Origin of the sequence: Allobosea sp. 117, from assembly GCF_000702305.1 — a bacterium.
Lineage (GTDB): Bacteria > Pseudomonadota > Alphaproteobacteria > Rhizobiales > Xanthobacteraceae > Ancylobacter.
This window is the reverse complement of sequence record NZ_JNLC01000010.1, coordinates 711,888-732,124: the sequence shown is the minus strand read 5'-3', so window position 1 is coordinate 732,124 and position 20,237 is coordinate 711,888. Positions and strand designations below refer to the sequence as shown.

The following is a 20,237-nucleotide window of genomic DNA, read 5'->3' as shown; positions in this document are numbered from 1 at the left end:
CGCCGCCCTCACGCTACCACCCAGGCGCTGCCCGGCCGCGCCCAAAGACGAGTGCGCCCGTCGACGAAGGTGCCGCGCAGGCGGGACTGGACGCGCAATAAGATGCCATCCGGAGTCAGGCCGCCGGCACGCAGCTTCAGCTCGTAGTGGCTGCCGAGGAACGATTCCGAGCCGAAGGAGACCTCGATTCCCTGTTCCTGATCCGGGGCTTCCGGCCGGTCGAGACGGATGTCCTCCGGGCGCAGCAGCACCGTCGCACGGGTGCCGGGAACCGCGCCGGCGAGCCAGCGGTCGGTGGAGGCCGACCAGATGCGGTCGCCGGCATCGAGCGCAACGCGCACCCGCCCGCCGGCGCGGTCGACGGTCTCGACCTCGCCCTCGAGCAGGTTGGCGATGCCGATGAACCCACCGACGAAGCGGCTGGCCGGCGTGCGGTAGACCTCCTCGGGCGTGCCGATCTGCTCGATGCGGCCCTTGTTCATCACCACGATGCGGTCGGCGAGGACCAGCGCCTCGTCCTGATCATGGGTGACGTAAAGCGTCGTCAGGCCGATGTCCTTCTGCAGCGCGCGCAGCTCGAAGCGCATCTCCTCGCGCAGCGAGGCGTCCAGATTCGAGAGCGGCTCGTCGAGCAGCAGCAGAGAGGGCTTGGTCGCCAGCGCGCGGGCCAGCGCGACACGCTGCTGCTGGCCCCCGGACAGCTCCGCCGGGTAGCGCCTGGCGAGGCTGCCGAGCTGCACCAGATCGAGCACGGCGGCCACCACGGCCTCCACTTCGCCTCTCTTTTTGCCGGCGACTTCAAGCCCGTAGCCGACATTCTCGGCAACCGTCCGGTGCGGCCACACGGCATAGGTCTGGAACACCATGCCGAGGCGCCGCTTCTCGGGCGGCAGCGAGAAGCCCGCATTGGAGGCGAGCGCACCGTTGAGATGGATCTCGCCGCCGTCGGGCTGCAGGAAGCCGGCCACCATGCGCAGCGTCGTGGTCTTGCCGCAGCCGCTGGGCCCCAGAAGAACGACGCTTTCTCCCGGCGCGACCCTGAGGTCGATGCCGTTCACCGCCGCCGTGTCGCCGAGCTGCTTGCGTAGGGCGCGCAGCTCCAGCCGGGGCCGTTCGGCGGTCGTCGGCTCGGTGGCGGGATGGCGGAGGGCGGTGGAGGACGACACGAAAGGCTCCGTACGGTCGGTGCAGTGAAATGCGTGGTCAGTGCGACGAGTGCGGTCAGGCCGAGCGGGCGTAGCGGCTCTCCGGCCGCGCCAGCCCGTAGTGCTCGCGCAGCGTCCGCCCGGCATAGTCGGTACGGAACAGCCCGCGCCGCTGGAGGAGCGGCACCACCTCGTCGACGAAGGCGGACAGCCCGCCGGGCATGAAGGCCGGCATGATGTTGAAGCCGTCGGCGGCGCGGTTCGCGACCCAGCTCTCGATGTGGTCGGCGATTGCCGCGGGCGTGCCGGCCAGCACCTTGTGGCCGCGCCCGCCGGCGAGACGGCGCAGGAGCTGGCGCAGGGTCGGGCGCTCGCGCTCGACGAGGTTGAGGATCACCTGCGAGCGGCTCTGCGCGCCCTGCACCGTCTCCGGCTTCGGGAACGCCTCGACCGGGATCGGCTCGTCGAGCGGGAAACCGCTGAAATCGAAGCCGTCGAAACGCTGCGAGAGATGCTTCAGCCCGACCACCGGCAAGGTGAGGTCGTTGAGCCGCTCCTCCAGCGCGTCTGCCTCGGCCTGCGTCGAGCCGATGATGGGCGAGAGGCCCGGCAGGATCTTCACGCCGTCCGGGCCGCGGCCGAAGGCGATCGCCCGGCGCTTCACGTCGGCATAGAAGTCCTGCGCGTCGGCGAGCTCCTGCTGCGCGGTGAAGATCGCCTCGGCGTAGCGCGCTGCGAAGGTCCGCCCCTCATCGGAGGAGCCGGCCTGCACCAGCACCGGGTTGCCCTGCGGCGGGCGCGGCAGGTCGAGCGGACCGCGCACCCGGAATTCCTCGCCCTCATGGTCGATGGGATGGATGCGGTCGGTGTCGGCATAGATGCCGCGCGCGCGGTCGAAGACGCGGGCGTCGTCCTCCCAACTGTCCCACAGCTTGCGCACCACCTCGACATATTCGGTGGCGCGGCGGTAGCGGTCGGAATGCGAGTTGCGCTGGGCAAGGCCGAAATTGCCGGCCGCCTCGGCCGACCAGGAGGTGACGATGTTCCAGCCCGCCCGGCCGCCGCTGATATGGTCCAGCGAGGCGAACTGCCGGGCGAGGTTGTAGGGTTCGGAATAGGTGGTGGAGGCGGTGCCGATGAGCCCGATGCGCTCGGTCGAGCCCGACAGCGCGGAAAGCAGCGTCAGCGGTTCCAGCCGGCCCTGCGCGACGTGCCGCACGCTGCGGCCGAGCGCGAGCTGGTCGGCGAGGAACAGCGAGTCGAACTTGCCGCGCTCAGCGATCGCCGCCACCTCGCGATAATAGCCGACCTCGGTGACGCGCTCCGGCTGCGTCTCGGGATAGAGCCAGGACGCCTCGTGGTGGCCGGTGGTCGGCACGAAGACGTTGAGGTGGATGCGGCTGTCGCTGTTCATGACGCGGCGCCTCAGTCGAGCTTGATGTTGGCGGCCTTGATCACCGCGCCATAGCGTTCGAAATCGGAACGCACCGTGGCGTCGCCTTGCTCGGCGGTGGAGGCGACCACCGAGAAGCCTTGACCTTCGAGGAAGCTCTTCACCTCCGGCGCGGTCAGCGCCTTCACGAAGTCGCGGTTGATCTTCTCGACCAGCGGGCGCGGCGTCTTGGCGGAGACATGGAAACCCTGCCAGGTCGAGACGTCGAAATCCTTGATGCCCTGCTCCTGGAAGGTCGGCACGTCCGGCAGGGCAGGGGAGCGGGCGGCGGTCGACACGCCGATGGCGACCAGGCGGCCGGCGCGCACATGTTCGGTGACGGCGGCGAGCGTGATGATCACCGCGTCGATATGACCGCCGAGCAAGTCGGTCACCGCCGGGGCGCCGCCCTTGTAGGGGATGAATGTGTATTTGGTGTTGGTCTTCTCCCCCAGCAGCAGATGCCCGATGTGGTGGGCGCCGCCGTTCGAGGGCGTGCCGACGGTGAGCGCGCCGTCCTTCTCCTTGGCGAGCTTCAGATATTCGTCGAGGTTCTTCACGCCGAGCGAGGGCCGTACGACGATGATCTGCGGGTTGGCGACCGCCTTGGTGACCGTCGACAGGTCCTTGATGAGGTCGGTCTTGAGCTCCGGCCCATAGAAGATCGCGTTGAGCGGCACCTTGTCACCGCCGACCGCGATGGTCAGCCCGTCGGGCTTCGAATTGGCGACCTGCTCCAGGCCGATATTGCCGTTCGAGCCTGGCACGTTCTCCACCACCGGGTCCTTGCCCCAGATCTTGCCGAGCTCGCGGGCGACGGTGCGGGCGAGGGCGTCGGCGCTCGCGCCGGCCGAGGAGGTGACGACGATGCGCACCGTCCCCTGCGGATATTTCGAGACGTCGATCTCCTCCGCCGAGGCGGGCGCGAGGGAGAGGGTGAATGCGGCGCCGGCGAGAACGAGGGCGGCGCGGCGCGACAGGAAAGCTTTCATGGGGATGTCTCCGAAAATCGCGGGCATCCTAAATTGACAATCATAATTGTCTATAGGAAAAATATACTAAATACCGGAGTGAATTCCCCATGCCCCTTCGCGATCTTCTCACCGGCGGCATCGTCGCCGTCTTCGGCGCCGTGCTGCTTCTCTTCGGCAATCATCTTTCACCCGGCACCGCGGTGCGCATGGGGCCGGGCTTCGTGCCGCGGGCGGTGGCGATCGGCCTGCTTCTGGTGGCCGCCGGCATCATCGCGCGCGGGCTCGTCTCCTACCCCGCCCGCCGCGCCGACCAGCCCGCCGAGGCGCCGATCCAGTGGCGCGGGGCGGCGAGCATCGGCATCGGCATCCTCGCCTTCGCGGCGCTGATCCAGCCGGTCGGTCTCATCGCCAGCGCCATGGTGACGGTGTTCGTCTCCTCGCTCGCGCAGCAGGGCGAGGGGCTGCCCGAGCGGGTGGTGCTCGCCGGCGGGCTGGCCGGGGTGGCCGGCCTCGTCTTCTCCGTCGCGCTCGGCCTGCCGCTGCCCATGCTCCCGACTCTCTCGTGATGGAACTTCTCGGTCACCTCGGCCTCGGCTTCGAGGTCGCGCTCACCTGGCAGAACCTGCTGTTCTGCCTCATCGGCGCCCTGCTCGGCACGCTGGTCGGCGTGCTGCCGGGCATCGGTCCCGCCACCACCATCGCCATATTGCTGCCGATCACCTTCGACCTGCCGGCGGTGGGCGCGCTCATCATGCTGGCCGGCATTTATTACGGCGCGCAATATGGCGGCTCGACCACGGCGATCCTCGTCAACATGCCGGGCGAATCCTCCGGCATCATCACCGCGCTCGACGGCCACCAAATGGCGAGGCAGGGCCGCGCCGGGGTGGCACTCGGCATCGCCGCCATCGGCTCGCTGTTCGCTGGCACGGTGTCGACCTTCTTCATCGCCGGATCGGCCGGAACGCTTTCCGAACTCGGGCTGATGTTCGGGCCGGCGGAGAATGTCGCGCTGATGGTGCTCGCCATCGTCGCGGTGATGGTGATGGGCAAGGGCTCGGTGCTGAACTCGCTCGCCATGGTGCTGATCGGCCTCGCGCTCGGGCTGATCGGCACCGACGTCGAGACCAGCAAGGCGCGCTACACCTTCGGCATCGCCGAGCTGCGCGACGGCATCGACTTCATCCCGCTGGCCATGGGCCTGTTCGGCATCTCGGAGATCTTACGCACGCTGGAGACGCCGGGGAACGGCGACGTCATCAAGAGCCGCATCTCCGGGCTCTGGCCGAAATGGGCGGACCTGAAGGCCTCGGCGCTGCCGATCCTGCGCGGCACCGGGGTCGGCACCGTGCTCGGCATATTGCCGGGCAGCGGCACGCTGCTCGCCTCCTTCTCCGCCTATATGCTGGAGAAGAGGATTTCGCGCACGCCGGAGCGCTTCGGCAAGGGCGCCATCGAGGGCCTCGCGGCGCCGGAGAGCGCCAATAACGCCGCCGCGCAGACCTCCTTCGTGCCGATGCTGACGCTGGGCATGCCCTCGGGCGCGGTCACCGCGCTGATGATCGGCGCCATGACCATCCACGGCATTTCGCCGGGGCCGCAGGTGGTCACGCAGCGCCCCGAGCTGTTCTGGGGCGTGGTCTGCTCCATGTGGATCGGCAATGCGATGCTCTTGATCATCAACCTGCCGCTGATCGCCATCTGGGTGTCGATCCTGCGCATCCCCTACCGCCGCCTGGTGCCGGCGATCATCCTGTTCTGCTGCATCGGCGCCTACAGCGTGAACAACTCCACCTTCGATGTCGTGGTGCTGTTCGCCGCCGGGCTGTTCGGCTACGTGCTCTCGCGCCTCGACTGCGAGCCGACGCCGCTGCTGCTCGCCTTCATCATCGGGCCGATGCTGGAGGAAAATTTCCGCCGCGCCATGCGGGTCGCCCATGGCGACGCCATGACCTTCATCGACAAGCCGATCAGTCTGACGTTGCTGCTGGCGGCGGCCGGGCTGCTGCTTATAACCCTGGTTCCCGGCATACAAAGCCGCCGTGCGGAGGTTTTCAAAGAGGGAAGCTCATGACCCTTAGGTGATCTGAGAAAAGTCTGTTTGGCGGACGCAGCCTTGTCGCCGATCACTTCCAGCACGTCGGCGAAACGGGCAGGCAGACCCGGCTTGCCAGTGGCTAAGTTTGCTCGTTCTCGGCATAAAAGGACGTCGCTGCGTCGAACAGCAGGACTGCTTCTCCCAAACTTGCGGCCACCATTAAGAAGCCTCACCTAATCCCGAGCGCCCAAGCCGCCCTGAGCGGCAAGGCAAGCTTGCACCGGAGCCCGTCTACCGATCGGTGACGTATCTCGTCGAGTGACCCGCCTATCTACGGTGCGCCTACCTCTACTCCGCGCCTTTGCTTCAGCTGGCCACATGCGCGGCTCTCAATATTGCGAGGCGATCTGCGTCGGTGTTTCCCTCCCGCAACTCACCAACTTGGGGCAGATCTCGTCGCGCGAACGACGTGTGACACCGCCCGCCCGATCGTTTTTCTCCTGATGGAGCAGCGAACATATCCGACCTGGGAACGGTAAAGGTAGGCCCGCCAGCTGGCGTCGCCGAATGTCGAGACGTGCACAATGAATCAGTCTATCTTTTCGATAGAAAATATGGTTTTCATTTCCGAGACCCATTCCCCGAGTGAGGAAAATAATGTCCGCGCGTTTGGTCTTCGGCATCTCCGGTAATGTGAAGCGGCCCTCGCGAACCGCGGCGCTCGTGAGCGAAGTCACGCACCGCCTCGCGGATTGCCTCGGAGCAGGTGAGCACGTCATCGAGCTGGTGGACGCGGCCCCTGTCCTGTTCCGCGCGCTGACAGCCGCGCAGCTCGACGAGGAAGGCACCGCCCTGATCCGGTCGCTCGAAGCCGCCGACGTGCTCGTGGTGGGCTCGCCGGTCTATCGCGCCTCCTATTCGGGTGCGCTCAAGCATCTGTTCGATCTTGTCGGCTACGACCGGCTGGCCAGCAAACCGGTCGTGCTCGTCGCGACCGGCGGTACGCCGCTCCACGGCCTCGTGCCCGATCACCAGCTTCGGCCGCTCTTCGCGTTCTTCCGCAGCCTTGTGCTGCCGACGCCGCTCTATGCGGTCGAGACCGACTTCGAGAACCATCGCGTCGCCAGCCCGGCACTGGAAGGCCGCATCTCGCGCGTCATCGAGGAGGCCGGCCGCCTGATCGAGGGCGTGTGGCACGGCGAGCAAGAATCCGCGGCCAGTGTGGCCGCCTGACAAATCCAGATTCCTGAGGAGAGACGTCGATGAGCAATGAGGCAGGACACGTGACCGGCGAAGACGCCGTGAAGTTCGCCTATTGGGTCCCCAACGTGTCGGGCGGCCTCGTCATCAGCAATATCGAGCAGCGTACGAGCTGGGACATCGATTACAACCGCAAGCTCGCGCAGATCGCGGAAGCGAATGGCTTCGACTACGCGCTGAGCCAGATTCGCTTCACGGCGGGCTATGGCGCCGAGTTCCAGCATGAATCGGTGTCGTTCAGTCATGCCCTGCTCGCCGCCACCGAGCGGCTGAAGGTGATCGCAGCCATCCTGCCCGGTCCGTGGAATCCGGCGCTGGCAGCCAAGCAGATCGCCACCATCAACCATCTCACCGCCGGCCGCGTCGCCGTGAACATCGTCAGCGGCTGGTTCCGCGGTGAGTTCGCGGCCATCGGCGAGCCGTGGCTCGACCATGACGAGCGCTACCGCCGCTCCGAGGAGTTCATCCGCGCGCTGCGCGGCATCTGGACCGAGGACGACTTCACCTTCCGCGGCGATTTCTACCGTTTCAGCAACTACTCGCTGAAGCCGAAGCCGCTTGACCCTCTGCCGGAGATCTTCCAGGGCGGCTCCTCGCGTGCCGCCCGCGACATGGCCTCCCGGGTGTCCGACTGGTACTTCACCAACGGCAACACGCCCGACGAGATCCGCAAGCAGGTCGAGGACATCCGTGCCAAGGCGGTGCAGAACGGTCACCACGTGAAGGTGGGCGTGAACGCGTTTGCCATCGCCCGGGAGACCGAGGCCGAGGCCAAGGCCGTGCTCGCCGAGATCATCGAGAAGGCCAATCCGGAAGCCGTCAACGCGTTCGGCCACGAGGTGAAGAATGCCGGCAAGGCTTCGCCCGAGGGCGAGGGCAACTGGGCGAAATCGACCTTCGATGATCTCGTCCAGTACAATGACGGTTTCCGCTCCAACCTGATCGGCACGCCGCAGCAGATCGCCGAGCGCATCCTCGCTCTCAAGGATGCCGGTGCCGATCTGATCCTGCTAGGCTTCCTGCATTTCCAAGAAGAGGTGGAGTTCTTCGGCAAGCGCATCATTCCCCTCGTCCGCGACCTTGAGGCGAAGCGGGCGAAGGCCCGCCAGCCCGCCGACGCTGCAGCCTGAGACTTGCTGCCGGCGGCAGCCCACGAAAGTGCCGCCGGCCCTTGGAGAACCATTCGATGTCACCGGCGACGACCGGGGCCTTCGCCCCGGCAGCAGAATTCTTGTCTTTCGACAGCGCGGATGAGGCGCGTGCTGCGGCCGCGCCCCAGCCGAACCCGCGGGCGCAAGAGCTCGCCGGACACGGCGTGACCAGCCCATGCGAGCCCGTCCTTGCCATAGAGGGCGTCTCACTCGCCTTCGGGGGCGTGACCGCGCTCGCCGACGTCGATCTCACTGTGGCGTCGGGCGAGATTCGCGCCGTCATCGGGCCGAATGGCGCCGGCAAGAGCTCGCTGATCAACGTCATCAGCGGCCTCTACCGCCCGAGCACAGGGCGCGTGCGCATCGGCGGCAAGGAGTTCTCCAGCGTGCCGACCGACCGGCTCGCCCGGCTCGGCATCGCCCGCACTTTCCAGAACCTCGCCCTGTTTGCAGGCCTCAGCGTCGTCGAGAACGTAGCCATGGGGCTGACCTCAACGGTGCGTTCCGGCCCGCTCGGGCAGGTGCTCGGCCTGCCCCGCGCGCGCCGCGAGCAAGCGGCCAACCGTGCCAGGGCCGAAGCTGTGGTGGAGTTCCTGCATCTTTCCCATGTCGCCGGGCGCGCCGCCGGCACGCTGTCCTACGGGCTGCAGAAGCGTGTCGAGCTTGCCCGCGCGCTGGTCGCCCGCCCGCGCCTGCTGCTGCTCGACGAGCCGATGGCCGGGATGACCGCGAGCGAGAAGCAGGAACTCGCCGGCTTCATCCGCGAGGCGCGCGATGCCTACGGCACCACCATCGTGCTGATCGAGCACGATATCGGGGTGGTGATGGGCCTCTCCGATCGGGTCGCCGTGCTCGATTACGGGCGCAAGATCGCCGACGGCACTCCGCAGCAGATCGCCGTCGATCCCCGCGTCATCGATGCCTATCTCGGCGTCGCCCATGACTTCGACGCCCCCGACCTCGCAGCCGTGGAGACCGTGTGATGGAAGAGTTTCAGTTCTTCCTCGAAGTTCTCGTTGGCGGCCTGCTCTCGGGGGTGATGTATTCCCTCGTCGCCATCGGTTTCGTGCTGATCTACAAGACCTCCGGCGTCCTCAATTTCGCGCAGGGCGCGCTGCTGCTGTTCGCGGCGCTCACCTTCGTCAGCCTGCACGAGCGTGGCGTGCCCTTCTGGGCGTCCATCGGGCTCACTCTGGTGCTGCTCGCGATCCTCGGCACGCTGATCGAGCGCGTGGTGCTGCGCCCGTTGGTCAACCAGCCGCCGATCACGCTGTTCCTCGCCACGCTCGGCCTGTCCTACGTCATCGAGGGCGGCGCGCAGTTGCTCTGGGGGACGCAGGTCCACGGGCTCGACCTCGGCATTGAAGACATCCCCTTCGAGGTCGGCGGCGTCTTCATCTCCAGCTTCGACCTGTTCGCCGCCGCCACCGCGGCCCTGATGGTGACGCTGATCACGCTGTTCTTCCGCTACACCCGTGTCGGCCTCGCCTTCCGCGCCGTGGCCGATGATCAGTTCGCCGCGCTCGCGGTCGGGCTGCGGCTCACCCGCATCTGGGCCATCGTCTGGACCGCATCCGGTGTTGTTGCGCTGGTGGCCGGGCTGCTCTGGGGAGCACGGCTCGGCGTGCAGTTCTCGCTATCCCTCGTGGTGCTCAAGGCGCTGCCCGTGCTGGTGCTGGGCGGCTTCGATTCCATCGCCGGCGCCATCGTCGGCGGGCTCATCGTCGGCGCCGCCGAGAAGCTTGCCGAGGTCTATATCGGCCCCTTCCTTGGCGGCGGCATCGAGAGCTGGTTCGCCTATGTCATCGCCCTTGCCTTCCTCCTCGTGCGCCCCTCCGGCCTGTTCGGCCAGAGGCTGGTGGAGCGGGTCTGAGCCATGTCCATCACCGCGACATCTCCATTCGATCGCAGCGCCCCGCATGTGATCACGGGCCGGCTCGCCATCGCGGCGATCCTCGTCGTCGCCTTCGGCGTGCTGCCCGCGATCGGCTCGGACTATCTGTTCGAGGCGATATTGACGCCGTTCCTCGCATTGGCGCTGGCCGGGGTCGGGCTCAACCTCCTCACCGGCTATGGCGGGCAGGTCTCGCTCGGCTCGGCCGCCTTCATGGCGGTGGGGGCTTTCGGCGCCTACAACTTCAACCTGCGCATTCCAGAGCTGCCCTTTCTCGTATCCATCGTGCTGGCGGGGCTGACGGCGGCGGCGGTCGGGCTGTTCTTCGGCCTTCCGAGCCTGCGGCTGCGCGGCTTCTATCTCGCCGTTTCCACGCTCGCCGCGCAGTTCTTCGTGCAATGGGCGCTGACCAAGTTCGGCTGGTTCTCGAACGACAATCCGTCCGGCGTCATCAACGCTCCGCCGCTGGTGCTCGCCGGCTTCTCCTTCGACAGCGCTGCGGGACGTTATCTGTTCTCGCTCAGCATCGTAACGGTGCTGACTTTCCTCGCCTGGCGGCTCGCCCGCTCGCAGACCGGACGCAACTTCGTCGCCGTGCGCGACAACCAGACCGCGGCGCGGGTGATCGGCGTGCCGGTGCTGCGCACCAAGCTGTTCGCCTTCTCGATCTCCTCCTTCATCATCGGCATCGCCGGCGTGCTCTGGGCCTTCGCCTATCTGCGCACGGTGGAACCCGCGGGCTTCAATCTCGACCGCTCGTTCCAGATCCTCTTCATCATCATCATCGGCGGGCTGGCCTCGATCCGCGGCGCCTTTCTCGGCGCCGGCTTCATCGTGGTGTTCCCGCTGCTGTTGTCGCGACTCGGCGGCGAGCTGCTCGGCGGCATCGTCGATTCCGGCACCGTCGAGATGAGCCAGCGCATCGTCATTGGCGCGCTGATCATCCTGTTCCTGATCGCTGAGCCGAAAGGCCTCGCCGAACTCGGCCGCCGCATCGCGCGTCGCATCGCCGGCTGCGGCCTTGCCTGAGCGCTTCCCCTGTCATTTCAACCGAGACTCAATGGGGCTTTCCATGAGCATTTCACGTCTTCTCAAGGCGACTGCGGTCTCCGCCGCGCTCGCCCTCGTGCCTTTGGCCTCTTCGGCGTTCGCCGATGAGCAGTTCTTCCCGCTGCAGAGTTACCGCGTCGGCCCTTATGCCGCCGGCGGCACCGGCTTCTTCGGCGGCTTCATCGACTATCTCAACCTCATCAACATCCGCGACGGCGGCGTGAACGGCGTCAAGCTGACCTGGGACGAAGGCGAGACCCAGTACGAGGTCGAGAAGGGCGTCGAGGTCTATGAGCGGTTCAAGAACCGTCCTGGCATCGCCACCTGGAACCCGCTCTCGGTCGGCATCGCCTATGCGCTGATCGACCGCGTAAGCGCCGACAAGGTGCCGTTGCTGACCATCAACCACGGCCGCACCGATTCCACCGACGGGCGCGTGTTCAAGTACATCTTCCCGCTGCTGCTGAATCCCTACAGCGAGACCTCCGGCATCGTGAACTACGTCGCCGCCAAGGAAGGCGGCCTCGACAAGCTGAAGGGCAAGAAGATCGTCGTCCTCTATCACGGCTCGCCCTATGGCAAGGAGACGATCCCGATCTACGAGCTGCTGGCCAAGAAATACGGTTTCGAGGTGCAGCAGATCGAAGTGCCGCACCCCGGCAACGAGCAGCAGGCGCAGTGGCTCACCATCCGCCGCGCCAAGCCCGACTACGTGGTGCTGCGCGGCTGGGGCGTGATGAATCCGGTGGCGCTGAAGACCGCGCAGAAGACCGGCTTCCCGGCCGACCGCATCATCGGCAATGTCTGGTCGAACTCCGAGGAAGACGTCATCCCCGCCGGTGACGCCGCCAAGGGCTACACCGCCATCACCACCCAGGCCTCCGGCACGGAATATCCGGTGCTGCAGGAGATCCAGAAGGTCGTCTATGGCGGCGGCAAGGGCAATCTGGAAGACCAGAAGCGCATCGGCAGCGTCTATCACAATCTCGGCGTGGTGAACGGCATCCTCAATGTCGAGGCGATCCGCATCGCGCAGGAGAAGTTCGGCAAGCGCACCCTGACCGGCGACGAGGTCCGCTGGGGCCTCGAACACCTCAAGCTCGATCCCGCGCGCGTCGAGGCGTTGGGCGCCAAGGGCCTGTTCCACTCGATCAACGTCACCTGGGACAACCATGAGGGCGATGGCCTCGTGACCTTCCAGCAGTGGGATGGGACGAAGTGGAAGGTCGTCTCCGACTGGATCGCCCCGGACTGGGCGCTGCTGCGGCCGATCATTGAGAAGTCGTCCGAGGCCTATGCCAAGGAGCACGGCATCACGCTGCGCACCGCCGACGACGCCGACAAGGTGACCAACTGAAACCGAGCGCGCGGCGATCGAGCCGCGCGCTCTCTCCCTTGGGCTTCCGCCATGACCAGTCCGACATCCGCGCTCGACGCTCCGCTGCTCATCCTCGATGAGGTGGAGGCGACCTACAACCACGCCATCGTCGCGCTGCGCGGGGTAAGCCTGTCGGTCCGCCGCGGCGAGATCCGCGCGCTGCTCGGCGCCAATGGCGCGGGCAAGACCACCACCCTCAAGGCGGTGTCCCACCTGCTCCCCGCCGAGCGCGGGCAGATCACCCGCGGCCATGTCCGCTTCGACGGCGAGATCGTCGAGCAGACCAGCCCGGCCGACCTCGTCCGTCGCGGCCTCGTGCAGGTGCTGGAAGGACGGCACTGCTTCCGCTCGCTTACCGTGGAGGAGAACCTGCTCACCGGCGCGCTGGGGCGCAGTTCCAGCCGCGCGGAGGCGCAGGCGGACCTCGAGAAGGTCTATGCCTTCTTCCCCCGCCTGAAGGAGAAGCGCCGCGCCAGCGCCGGCCTGACCTCAGGCGGTGAACAGCAGATGACCGCCATCGGCCGCGCGCTGATGGCCCGCCCGCGGCTTCTCGTGCTCGACGAACCCTCGATGGGGCTCGCCCCGCTGGTGGTGGAATCCATCTTCCAGACCCTGAAGAAGCTCAACGAGAACGAGGGTCTGACCATCCTCGTCGCCGAGCAGAACTCGACCGTCGCGCTGCGCTACGCTGATGGGGCCACTGTCCTCGAGAACGGCCGAGCGGTGCTTGAGGGACCGGCCGCCGAATTGCGGGCGCGCGAGGACATCAAGGCCTTCTATCTCGGGCTCGGCACACCCCATCGGGAAGGCCTGCCGGCCGGCAGCTCCCGCTCCGCGGCCTGACCCCACCCGTTCCATCAGAGGATACCGCCATGACCGTTCCGAAGATCTACACCAGCGTCGAGAACGCCGGCGCAGCCATTCCCGGCGTCGCGCGTCCCGATACGCCCGCCCACATCATCTCCGGCGACGCGGAGGCCATCGCAGTCGCCGAGAAACTCGCGGTGGAATTCGAGAAGGAAGCCGGCAAGCGCGATCGCGAACGCATCTGGCCGCTCGCCGAGCTCGATGCCTTCTCGCAGAGCGGCCTGTGGTCGATCAACGTGCCGAAGGCGTTCGGCGGGCCGGAGGTCTCCTACGCCACCCTTGCCAAGGTGGTGGAGATCATCTCCGCGGCCGACTCCTCGATCGGCCAGATCTCGCAGAACCACCTCGGCGTCGTCGCCGCCATCCGCACCGTCTCGGATCCCGATCAACAGAAGCTGCTCTTTGCCGAGGTGTTGAAGGGCACGCGTTTCGGCAACGCCTTCTCCGAGTTCGGCTCGAAGCGCGCGGCAGATTTTGAGACCCGCTTCACCGATGCCGGCGACCATGTGGTGGTAACCGGCCGGAAGTTCTATTCGACCGGCGCCATCCTTGCTCATCTGGTGCCGATCGTCGCCCTCGATGAGGAAGGGCGCGCCTGGTACGCGATTGCCGACAGGAACGCGCCCGGCCTGACCGTGATCGACGACTGGTCGAGCTTCGGCCAGCGCACCACGCTTTCCGGCACGGTGCTGATCGACAATGTGAAAGTGCCCAAGACCCATCTCGTGCCCGGCTACAAGGGTTATGAGCGCCCGACCGCCGACGGCGCCATCTTCCAGATCATCCAGGTCGCCGTGGATACCGGCATAGCGAAGGCCGCCATCGATGAAACGGTGCGCTTCGTGCGCGGCAAGTCACGGCCCTGGATCGATAGCGGCCTCGACCATGCCTGGCAGGACCCCTACACCATCCAGGCGGTCGGCGATTTGAGCCTGCGCCTGCACGCGGCACAGGCCCTGCAGGACAAGGCCGGCTGGGCCATCGACGAGGCGGTGGAGAACCCGAACGCCGAGACCGTAGCAAGGGCCCAGATCGCGACGGCGGAGGCGAAGATCCTTTCCACCGAGGTAGCGATTGCCGCGACCAACAAGCTGTTCGAACTGGCCGGCACCCGCTCGACGCTCGCCGAGCATAATCTCGACCGCCATTGGCGTAATGCGCGGACCCATACGCTGCACGACCCGGTGCGGTGGAAATATGCAATCCTCGGCAACTACGCCCTGAACGGCGAAAAGCCCCCGCTCCACGCCTGGAGCTGAGGACTCGTCGGGCAGGGAGGGAGGCTTCGCTCGATAAGCTAGCGGGCCTCCCAGATGCTCGGTCCGAATGCCTGTCGCCGACAAGCATCTGTTTTCAGAAGTTCCGGCTCGCGGGCTGCATCCCTGACGCGCTTGGTTAGCCTGCTCAGGTCGACATTCAAGGGCGCGATCCTGCCAGCGTGGTGAAGCTAGGCGATCGAGCGGCACGATTCCCAGCAGCATAGGGCCGCTGGCATCAGGCCGCTGCCCTTCGCATTCAATTGCGGGCACTGCCTCCCCATGGCGCACGATTTCGAGCGCTTCGTCTGACAGGGCTCGAACTGACTTGACGTATGCTACTTAATAGATGTTATCTATAGACTAAATATATAAATGGAGCGTTTATGCTGCTCCCCACCTTTGGCGCGCTTGCATCGGACGTCGTTCAGCCTTCAGCCACGCGGCCGGAGGCCGGGACGCGGCATCCGGCCATGGTCTCTGGCCGGGTAGAGCGCCATGACTGACGTCGTCCGGCTTCACTTCGACGTACTTGTCATCGGCGGCGGGCCGGCGGCCTGCTGGGCCGCGCTTGCGGCGCGCGAGGCCGGGTGCAGCGTCGTGCTCGTAGACAAGGGTTATGTCGGCACGAGCGGCGCTACCGCGCCCTCCAACACTGGAACCTGGTTCGCCACCACGCCGGAGCGGCGAGCCCGTCTCGTCGCCGAACGCGTGAAGCAGGCCGAGGGGCTGGCCGATGTGCGGCAGATGGGGCGCGTCATCGATGCCGCCACGCAGCACCTCAACCTCCTCGCCGAGCGCGGCTACCCCTTCCCGCGCGACGACGAGGGCGATCTCTACATCGCCAATCTGCGGGGGCCGGACTACATGCGGTTCCTTCGGACGCAGCTCGTGCGCGCCGGCGTGACGATCCGCGACCATCATCCCGCGCTTGAGCTCCTTGTGGCCGGCGGGGTGGTGGCGGGCGCCGCCGGCTACGCCCGGCAACTCGACCGCAACTGGGAGGCACGGGCCGGCGCCGTGGTGATCGCCACCGGCGGCTGCGCCTTCGGCTCGCGCATCCTCGGCGCCACCGGGCTCACCGGCGACGGCCAGCTCATGGCCGCTGAGCTCGGCGCGAGCCTCTCCGGCATGGAGTTCTCCAACCAGTACGGCATCGTCCCGCTGCACTCCTCCGTTAACAAGGGGCTCCCCTATTTCTGGGCGAGCTTCTACCGGACGGACGGTTCGGCCATTGACATCCCGCCCGGCCAGCGCTTTCCGGTGCTGGCGCGGGAATCGCTGGAAGGCCCGATCTATGCGCGCCTCGACCGGGCGACTGGCGCCCTTCCCGATGCGCTGCGTCGCGGCCAGCCCAACTGTTTCCTGCCCTTCGATCGCGCCGGCATAGATCCGTTCAACGACGCCTTTCCCATCGCCCTGCGTTCGGAAGGCACGGTGCGCGGCACGGGGGGCCTGCGGCGCACCGACGACGATTGCAACGTCGGCCCTCCCGGCCTCTTCGCCGCCGGCGATGCGCTGGAGCGCCAGGACATCGCGGGTGCGGCCACGGGCGGCGGCGGCCCGAACGCCTCCTGGGCGATCGCCACCGGCGTCTGGTCCGGCAATGGAGCCGCCGCTTTCGCCCTGGGCCTCGGCAGCCGGGCGCACGAGCGGACGGTGCGGCCGGTCGGGCAGGCGGGGCTGCGGCCCGCAGCCGCCGCGCACGCCGTCGATCCGGCGGAAGCAGTCGCGCTGGTGCGCGAGGAGATGCTGCCGCTGGATCGCAATTTCTTCCGCAGCGGACCGAAGCTCGACGGCTCGCTTGCGCGCCTCGACGCAGCCTGGGGGACGATCCGCGACCATGCGCAGGGCAGCGGCGCCACCGCCTTCCGCCTGCGCGAAGCCGCCGCGCTCCTTGCCTCCAGCCGCTGGGCCTACCGTGCGGCGATGCTGCGGACCGAGACGCGCGGCATGCACCGGCGCCTCGACACCGCCGGAAGCGACCCCACCCAGATGCGCCGCATCTCCATGGCCGGCGTCGACCAGCCCTTGCTCGGCTTCGACATCCAGCCCGCCGAGGCCGCGGCGTCATGATCGAGGTCCTGTCCGAGACCCGTTGCACATCCTGCAATGTCTGCGTGAAGGCGTGCCCCGCCAATGTGTTCGATGCCGTGCCCGGCCACGTGCCGGCGATCGCCCGGCAGGAGGACTGCCAGACCTGCTTCCTCTGCGAGATCTACTGCCCGGTCGATGCGCTCTATGTCGCGACCGATCCTGAGCACGTCACCGGCATCACCGAGAGCACGGTCGTCGAGGCCGGCCTGTTCGGCAGCTATGCGCGAGCGCTCGGCTGGAGGAAGGGCCGCGAAGGCGGTGCCGATCGCGACCCTACCCACCGGCTTCGCCAGGCCTCGCTGACCGGGGCGCCGGCCAGAACGAAGAGCACAGCACCATGAGCACGCCAGCTTCCATAACACCGTCCGCGAGCGGCGCGGCCACCAGCCGCATCGCTATCAGCGACGTGCGCAAGACCTTCCAGCTCAAGCCGGGCCAGAGCGTGACGCTGGACGGCAAGGTGAGCGACCGCATCCCCGTGCTATCGGGCGTCGACCTCGATATCCGGCAGGGCGAGTTCGTCACCATCGTCGGGCCTTCGGGCAGCGGCAAGTCGGTCCTGCTCGACATCATCGCCGGGCTGACGGAGCCGACCGCCGGCTTTGCCGCCATCGACGGCCGCAAGGTGGTCCGCCCGCACCCGGAGACGGCCTATGTGTTCCAGCAATACGCCCTCTTCCCCTGGCGCACGGCGCTGCAGAACATCGAATATCCGCTGGAGGTCCGAGGGGTCGGCCGTGTGGCCCGTCGCGAGCGGGCGCAGCATTTCCTCAACCTGTTCGGCCTGAGGGGCTTCGAGGATCGCTACCCGTCACAGCTCTCAGGCGGGATGCAGCAGCGCGTGGCCATCGCCCGCGCGCTGGCGACCGACCCGCGGGTGCTGCTGATGGACGAGCCTTTTGCGGCGCTCGACGCGCAGACGCGCGACATCCTGCAAAGCGAGTTGCTGCGCATCTGGGAGCAGATCAAGACGACGGTCGTCTTCATTACCCACTCCATCGACGAGGCCATCTTCCTAGCCGACCGGATCGTCGTCATGACGGCGCGCCCCGCCCGCGTGAAGGAGAGCGTCGAGGTCGACCTACCCCGCCCGCGCGACAGCGAGATCCGCAACGGCGACACCTTCAACGCCTATCGCGCCCGCGTGTGGGGCGCCCTGCGGGAAGAGGTGCGCAAGGCGCAGCGCGACTGGGCCCTTGCCTCCGCCTACAACGACTGAGGACAGGACGATGACCCTCGCCACCGACAAGTCGACTGATGTTCCCCCGCGCGTCTTCTGGAGCCGGCCGGCCTTCCTGCCCTCGCCCTCCTCCGTGCGGCAGACCGTCCACACCGTCGGCCTCGGCCTGCCGGCGCTGCTCGTGCTGGCTCTCCTGTGGGAGCTTGCGCCGCGGCTCGGCTGGATGAACGCGATCTTCTTCCCGCCGCTGAGCCAGGTGCTGGCGACGCTCGGCGACATGATCACCAGCGGCCTGCTCTTCGAGCATATCGGCATCAGCCTGCAGCGCGCGGCCATCGGCTTTGGGTTGGCGGTCGTCGTCGCCATTCCGCTCGGGCTGCTGATGGGCCGCTACGCGCGGTTCGAGAAGCTCAGCGATTTCCTGGTGCAGATGCTGCGCAACACGTCCCAGTTCGCGCTGCTGCCGGTCTTCATCCTCGTACTCGGCATCGGCGAGGCCTCGAAGATCGCCATCACCTTCTACGCTGCGGTCTTCTTCCTGCTCGTCAACACCATCGTCGGCGTCAAGTCGGTCGATCCGCTGCACATCAAGGCGGCGCGCTCCATGGGCACATCGGACTGGGACCTCTTCCGCAAGGTCATCCTGCCCTCCGCCGTGCCCTCCATCGTCGCGGGCGCGCGGCTCGGGGTGAAGAGCTCGCTCTTTTCGGTGATCGCCGCCGAGATGCTGGCCGCCCAGTCGGGCATCGGCTTCCTGATCCAGAACTCGTCGCTAATGCTGGAAACGGACCGCATGTATGCGGGCATCCTGACGCTCACCATCATCGGCTTCCTGCTGAATTACGGCCTCGTGGCCTTCGAGGCCCGGACGACGCGCTGGCGCATCTCTGATGACAAGGGCGCCGTCTGACGGCGCCGTCCCCCTTCACCCCCTCTCCCGAAAGGCACCGGCCATGGCTCCTTGTCCCTTCTCCCCCTCGCGCCGGCAAATCGTCCAGGGGCTCGGCCTCGTCGCCGTTGCTCCGTTCGCCGGCATCCTCCCCGCCCGCGCCGCTGACAAGCCGGAGGTGATCCGCATTGGCTCGACCGCGCCGGGGCACCTCAAATTCATCCTGTACCGCAACGAGAAACTGCTGGAACAGGAATTCGCCAAGGACGGCATCCGCGTTGAGCTGGCGACCTTCGATGGCGGCGGGCCGGCATCGGTCGCCCTCGGTTCGGGCGCCATCGAGTTCACCTATATCGGCAACAACCCGTCGCTGCGCCTCGGCGCCGCCGGGGCGGACGTGAAGGCCATCGGCCTGTCGAGCTGGGTGCCGTCCAACGAAACGCTCATCGTCGTCCGCCCGGATTCCCCACTCAAGACCATCGCCGAGCTGAAGGGCAAGAAAGTCGCGGTGCTCACCGGCACCGTACGGCACTCGACCTTCGCGAAGGCGCTGAAGGAGGCCGGCGTCTCCGTCAAGGAGGTCGAGCTGCTCAACATCGGCATCGAAAGCTCGGGGCCGGCGCTGGCGCGTGGCGACATCGACGCCATCGTGGAGAGCACGGGTCCGGCGCAGAAGCTGGTGGAAGCCGGCGGCGCGCGCGTGATCTTCGACGCCGGCGTTTCCGGCAAGCGCGAATGGGCCGTGCCGCACGTCCTCAGCGTGAACGGCACCTTTGCCCGCACCTACCCCGAGATCGTCGCGCGGCTGCTCGCCATCGACATCAAGACCGCCCGCTGGGCCGATGCGCACCCGGAAGAGACGATCCAGATCTTCGTGAAGGAGACGGGCAGCAGCGAGAAGGCGGTGCGCTCCACCTACAACGAGGGCAAGTTCTGGCAGGACCCGAAGATTACCAACGAGGCGGTGCGGGCGCTCCAGGCGGAGGAAACCTTCATGGCCGAGGCGGGCCTGCTCAAGGGCAAGGTCGACTACGACAAGTGGATCGACCGTTCCTTCTATGATGCGGCGCTGAAGAGACTGGCGAATAACTGAGGCGGCCATTTCCGCCTCGACTTCTCAAATTGCGACCTTGACGAATACATCCAGAACATCGAGGTGCCCGGCATTCAGGGCCCGTTCGAATCAATCGTCTATACGCGACGGCGCCCCGGTCACCATCCGCGAGGCGGCGCTCATCTATGCGCAGGGCATGGGCATGCCGGTGCTGGGCGGCACGCCGGCGGACATCGCCGACAGGCTGGAGACCTTCCTCGGCGAGGGCGATGCCAACGGGTTCACGCTAATCGCCACCTATACGCCTGGCTGCTTCGAGGAGTTCGTCTACCTCGTCGTACCGGAGCTGCAGCGCGCTCAATCGGTGGTGAGAACCGGCGGAGCACGGCGGCCGAGCGACACTGTCGATTCGATTGCGCAGGGCGGAGCTTAGAGGCGTACAAAGGCCGGCAGCGGCGGTCCAAGGCCGGCGGCGAAGTGTCGACGTACAATTTCCCTTCAGGTTGGTTCTTCAGTGAGACTCGGAACCTTGCATGGCCCGCGCTGCAAATGTCCGGTTTCCAGATTTGTCT

General features: G+C 67.0%; 19 protein-coding genes. 16 read left to right on the top strand and 3 right to left on the bottom strand.

The annotated features are described in order from the left end of the window. Nucleotides 1-8 precede the first annotated feature (8 nt). From U742_RS0105495 to U742_RS0105485, 3 genes are read right to left on the bottom strand one after another with little or no spacing between them, the layout of a single operon-like run. On the bottom strand, nt 9-1,166 hold the full coding sequence (locus U742_RS0105495; protein WP_029350837.1) for an ABC transporter ATP-binding protein: 1,158 nt from the start codon (nt 1,164-1,166) through the stop codon (nt 9-11). 55 nt (nt 1,167-1,221) lie between these two features. Beyond that, nucleotides 1,222-2,559, bottom strand: a complete 1,338-nt coding sequence (locus U742_RS0105490; RefSeq protein ID WP_029350835.1) for an LLM class flavin-dependent oxidoreductase — start codon at nt 2,557-2,559, stop codon at nt 1,222-1,224. A gap of 11 nt (nt 2,560-2,570) precedes the next feature. After that, nucleotides 2,571-3,569, bottom strand: a complete 999-nt coding sequence (locus tag U742_RS0105485; RefSeq protein WP_029350832.1) for a Bug family tripartite tricarboxylate transporter substrate binding protein — start codon at nt 3,567-3,569, stop codon at nt 2,571-2,573. A gap of 89 nt (nt 3,570-3,658) precedes the next feature. Between U742_RS0105485 and U742_RS0105480 the strand changes: the two genes are divergently transcribed. The 16 genes from U742_RS0105480 (at nt 3,659) to U742_RS23505 (ending at nt 20,098) form a co-directional block, all read left to right on the top strand. Continuing rightward, on the top strand, nt 3,659-4,117 hold the full coding sequence (locus tag U742_RS0105480) for a tripartite tricarboxylate transporter TctB family protein (protein ID WP_029350830.1): 459 nt from the start codon (nt 3,659-3,661) through the stop codon (nt 4,115-4,117). Beyond that, a complete protein-coding gene (locus U742_RS0105475; protein ID WP_029350827.1) occupies nt 4,117-5,625 on the top strand; it encodes a tripartite tricarboxylate transporter permease in 1,509 nt (502 codons plus the stop codon). The genes U742_RS0105480 and U742_RS0105475 overlap by 1 nt, the downstream gene beginning before the upstream one ends. Before the next feature lie 621 nt (nt 5,626-6,246). Continuing rightward, complete coding sequence (locus U742_RS0105470) at nt 6,247-6,822, top strand: NAD(P)H-dependent oxidoreductase (RefSeq protein ID WP_051660877.1); 576 nt, start codon at nt 6,247-6,249, stop codon at nt 6,820-6,822. 29 nt (nt 6,823-6,851) lie between these two features. Then, the gene (sfnG, locus tag U742_RS0105465) at nt 6,852-7,979 is read left to right on the top strand and encodes a dimethylsulfone monooxygenase SfnG (protein WP_029350823.1); all 1,128 of its coding nucleotides are present in this window, start codon (nt 6,852-6,854) and stop codon (nt 7,977-7,979) included. 185 nt (nt 7,980-8,164) lie between these two features. Next, the gene (locus U742_RS0105460; protein ID WP_029350821.1) at nt 8,165-8,983 is read left to right on the top strand and encodes an ATP-binding cassette domain-containing protein; all 819 of its coding nucleotides are present in this window, start codon (nt 8,165-8,167) and stop codon (nt 8,981-8,983) included. Then, nucleotides 8,983-9,873, top strand: coding sequence for a branched-chain amino acid ABC transporter permease (locus U742_RS0105455; RefSeq protein WP_029350819.1), 891 nt, complete (start codon nt 8,983-8,985; stop codon nt 9,871-9,873). Before U742_RS0105460 ends, U742_RS0105455 begins: the two co-directional genes overlap by 1 nt. Nucleotides 9,874-9,876: 3 nt before the next feature. Next, nucleotides 9,877-10,923 (top strand): branched-chain amino acid ABC transporter permease, encoded by a 1,047-nt coding sequence (locus U742_RS0105450; RefSeq protein ID WP_038360451.1) that lies wholly within the window; start codon nt 9,877-9,879, stop codon nt 10,921-10,923. Between the two features lie 43 nt (nt 10,924-10,966). Next, nucleotides 10,967-12,301, top strand: coding sequence for an ABC transporter substrate-binding protein (locus tag U742_RS0105445; RefSeq protein WP_029350815.1), 1,335 nt, complete (start codon nt 10,967-10,969; stop codon nt 12,299-12,301). Between the two features lie 51 nt (nt 12,302-12,352). Then, on the top strand, nt 12,353-13,165 hold the full coding sequence (locus tag U742_RS0105440) for an ABC transporter ATP-binding protein (RefSeq protein WP_029350812.1): 813 nt from the start codon (nt 12,353-12,355) through the stop codon (nt 13,163-13,165). Between the two features lie 29 nt (nt 13,166-13,194). Next, entirely contained in the window at nt 13,195-14,448 is a 1,254-nt protein-coding gene (locus U742_RS0105435; RefSeq protein ID WP_029350811.1) for an SfnB family sulfur acquisition oxidoreductase, read from the top strand. Nucleotides 14,449-14,943: 495 nt separating this feature from the next. Continuing rightward, nucleotides 14,944-16,521: an FAD-dependent oxidoreductase gene (locus tag U742_RS0105430; RefSeq protein ID WP_029350809.1), complete on the top strand. Its 1,578-nt coding sequence runs from the start codon at nt 14,944-14,946 to the stop codon at nt 16,519-16,521. Continuing rightward, nucleotides 16,518-16,883 carry a 4Fe-4S dicluster domain-containing protein gene (locus U742_RS0105425; protein WP_051660876.1) on the top strand — a complete coding sequence of 122 codons (366 nt, stop codon included), beginning with the start codon at nt 16,518-16,520 and terminating at the stop codon, nt 16,881-16,883. Before U742_RS0105430 ends, U742_RS0105425 begins: the two co-directional genes overlap by 4 nt. Next, the gene (locus U742_RS0105420; RefSeq protein WP_051660875.1) at nt 16,880-17,761 is read left to right on the top strand and encodes an ABC transporter ATP-binding protein; all 882 of its coding nucleotides are present in this window, start codon (nt 16,880-16,882) and stop codon (nt 17,759-17,761) included. Before U742_RS0105425 ends, U742_RS0105420 begins: the two co-directional genes overlap by 4 nt. A gap of 10 nt (nt 17,762-17,771) precedes the next feature. Continuing rightward, on the top strand, nt 17,772-18,632 hold the full coding sequence (locus U742_RS0105415; RefSeq protein WP_029350803.1) for an ABC transporter permease: 861 nt from the start codon (nt 17,772-17,774) through the stop codon (nt 18,630-18,632). A gap of 43 nt (nt 18,633-18,675) precedes the next feature. Continuing rightward, complete coding sequence (locus U742_RS0105410; protein WP_029350802.1) at nt 18,676-19,704, top strand: aliphatic sulfonate ABC transporter substrate-binding protein; 1,029 nt, start codon at nt 18,676-18,678, stop codon at nt 19,702-19,704. A 163-nt stretch (nt 19,705-19,867) separates the two neighbouring features. Further along, nucleotides 19,868-20,098 (top strand): hypothetical protein, encoded by a 231-nt coding sequence (locus U742_RS23505; protein WP_248310264.1) that lies wholly within the window; start codon nt 19,868-19,870, stop codon nt 20,096-20,098. Nucleotides 20,099-20,237 lie beyond the last annotated feature (139 nt).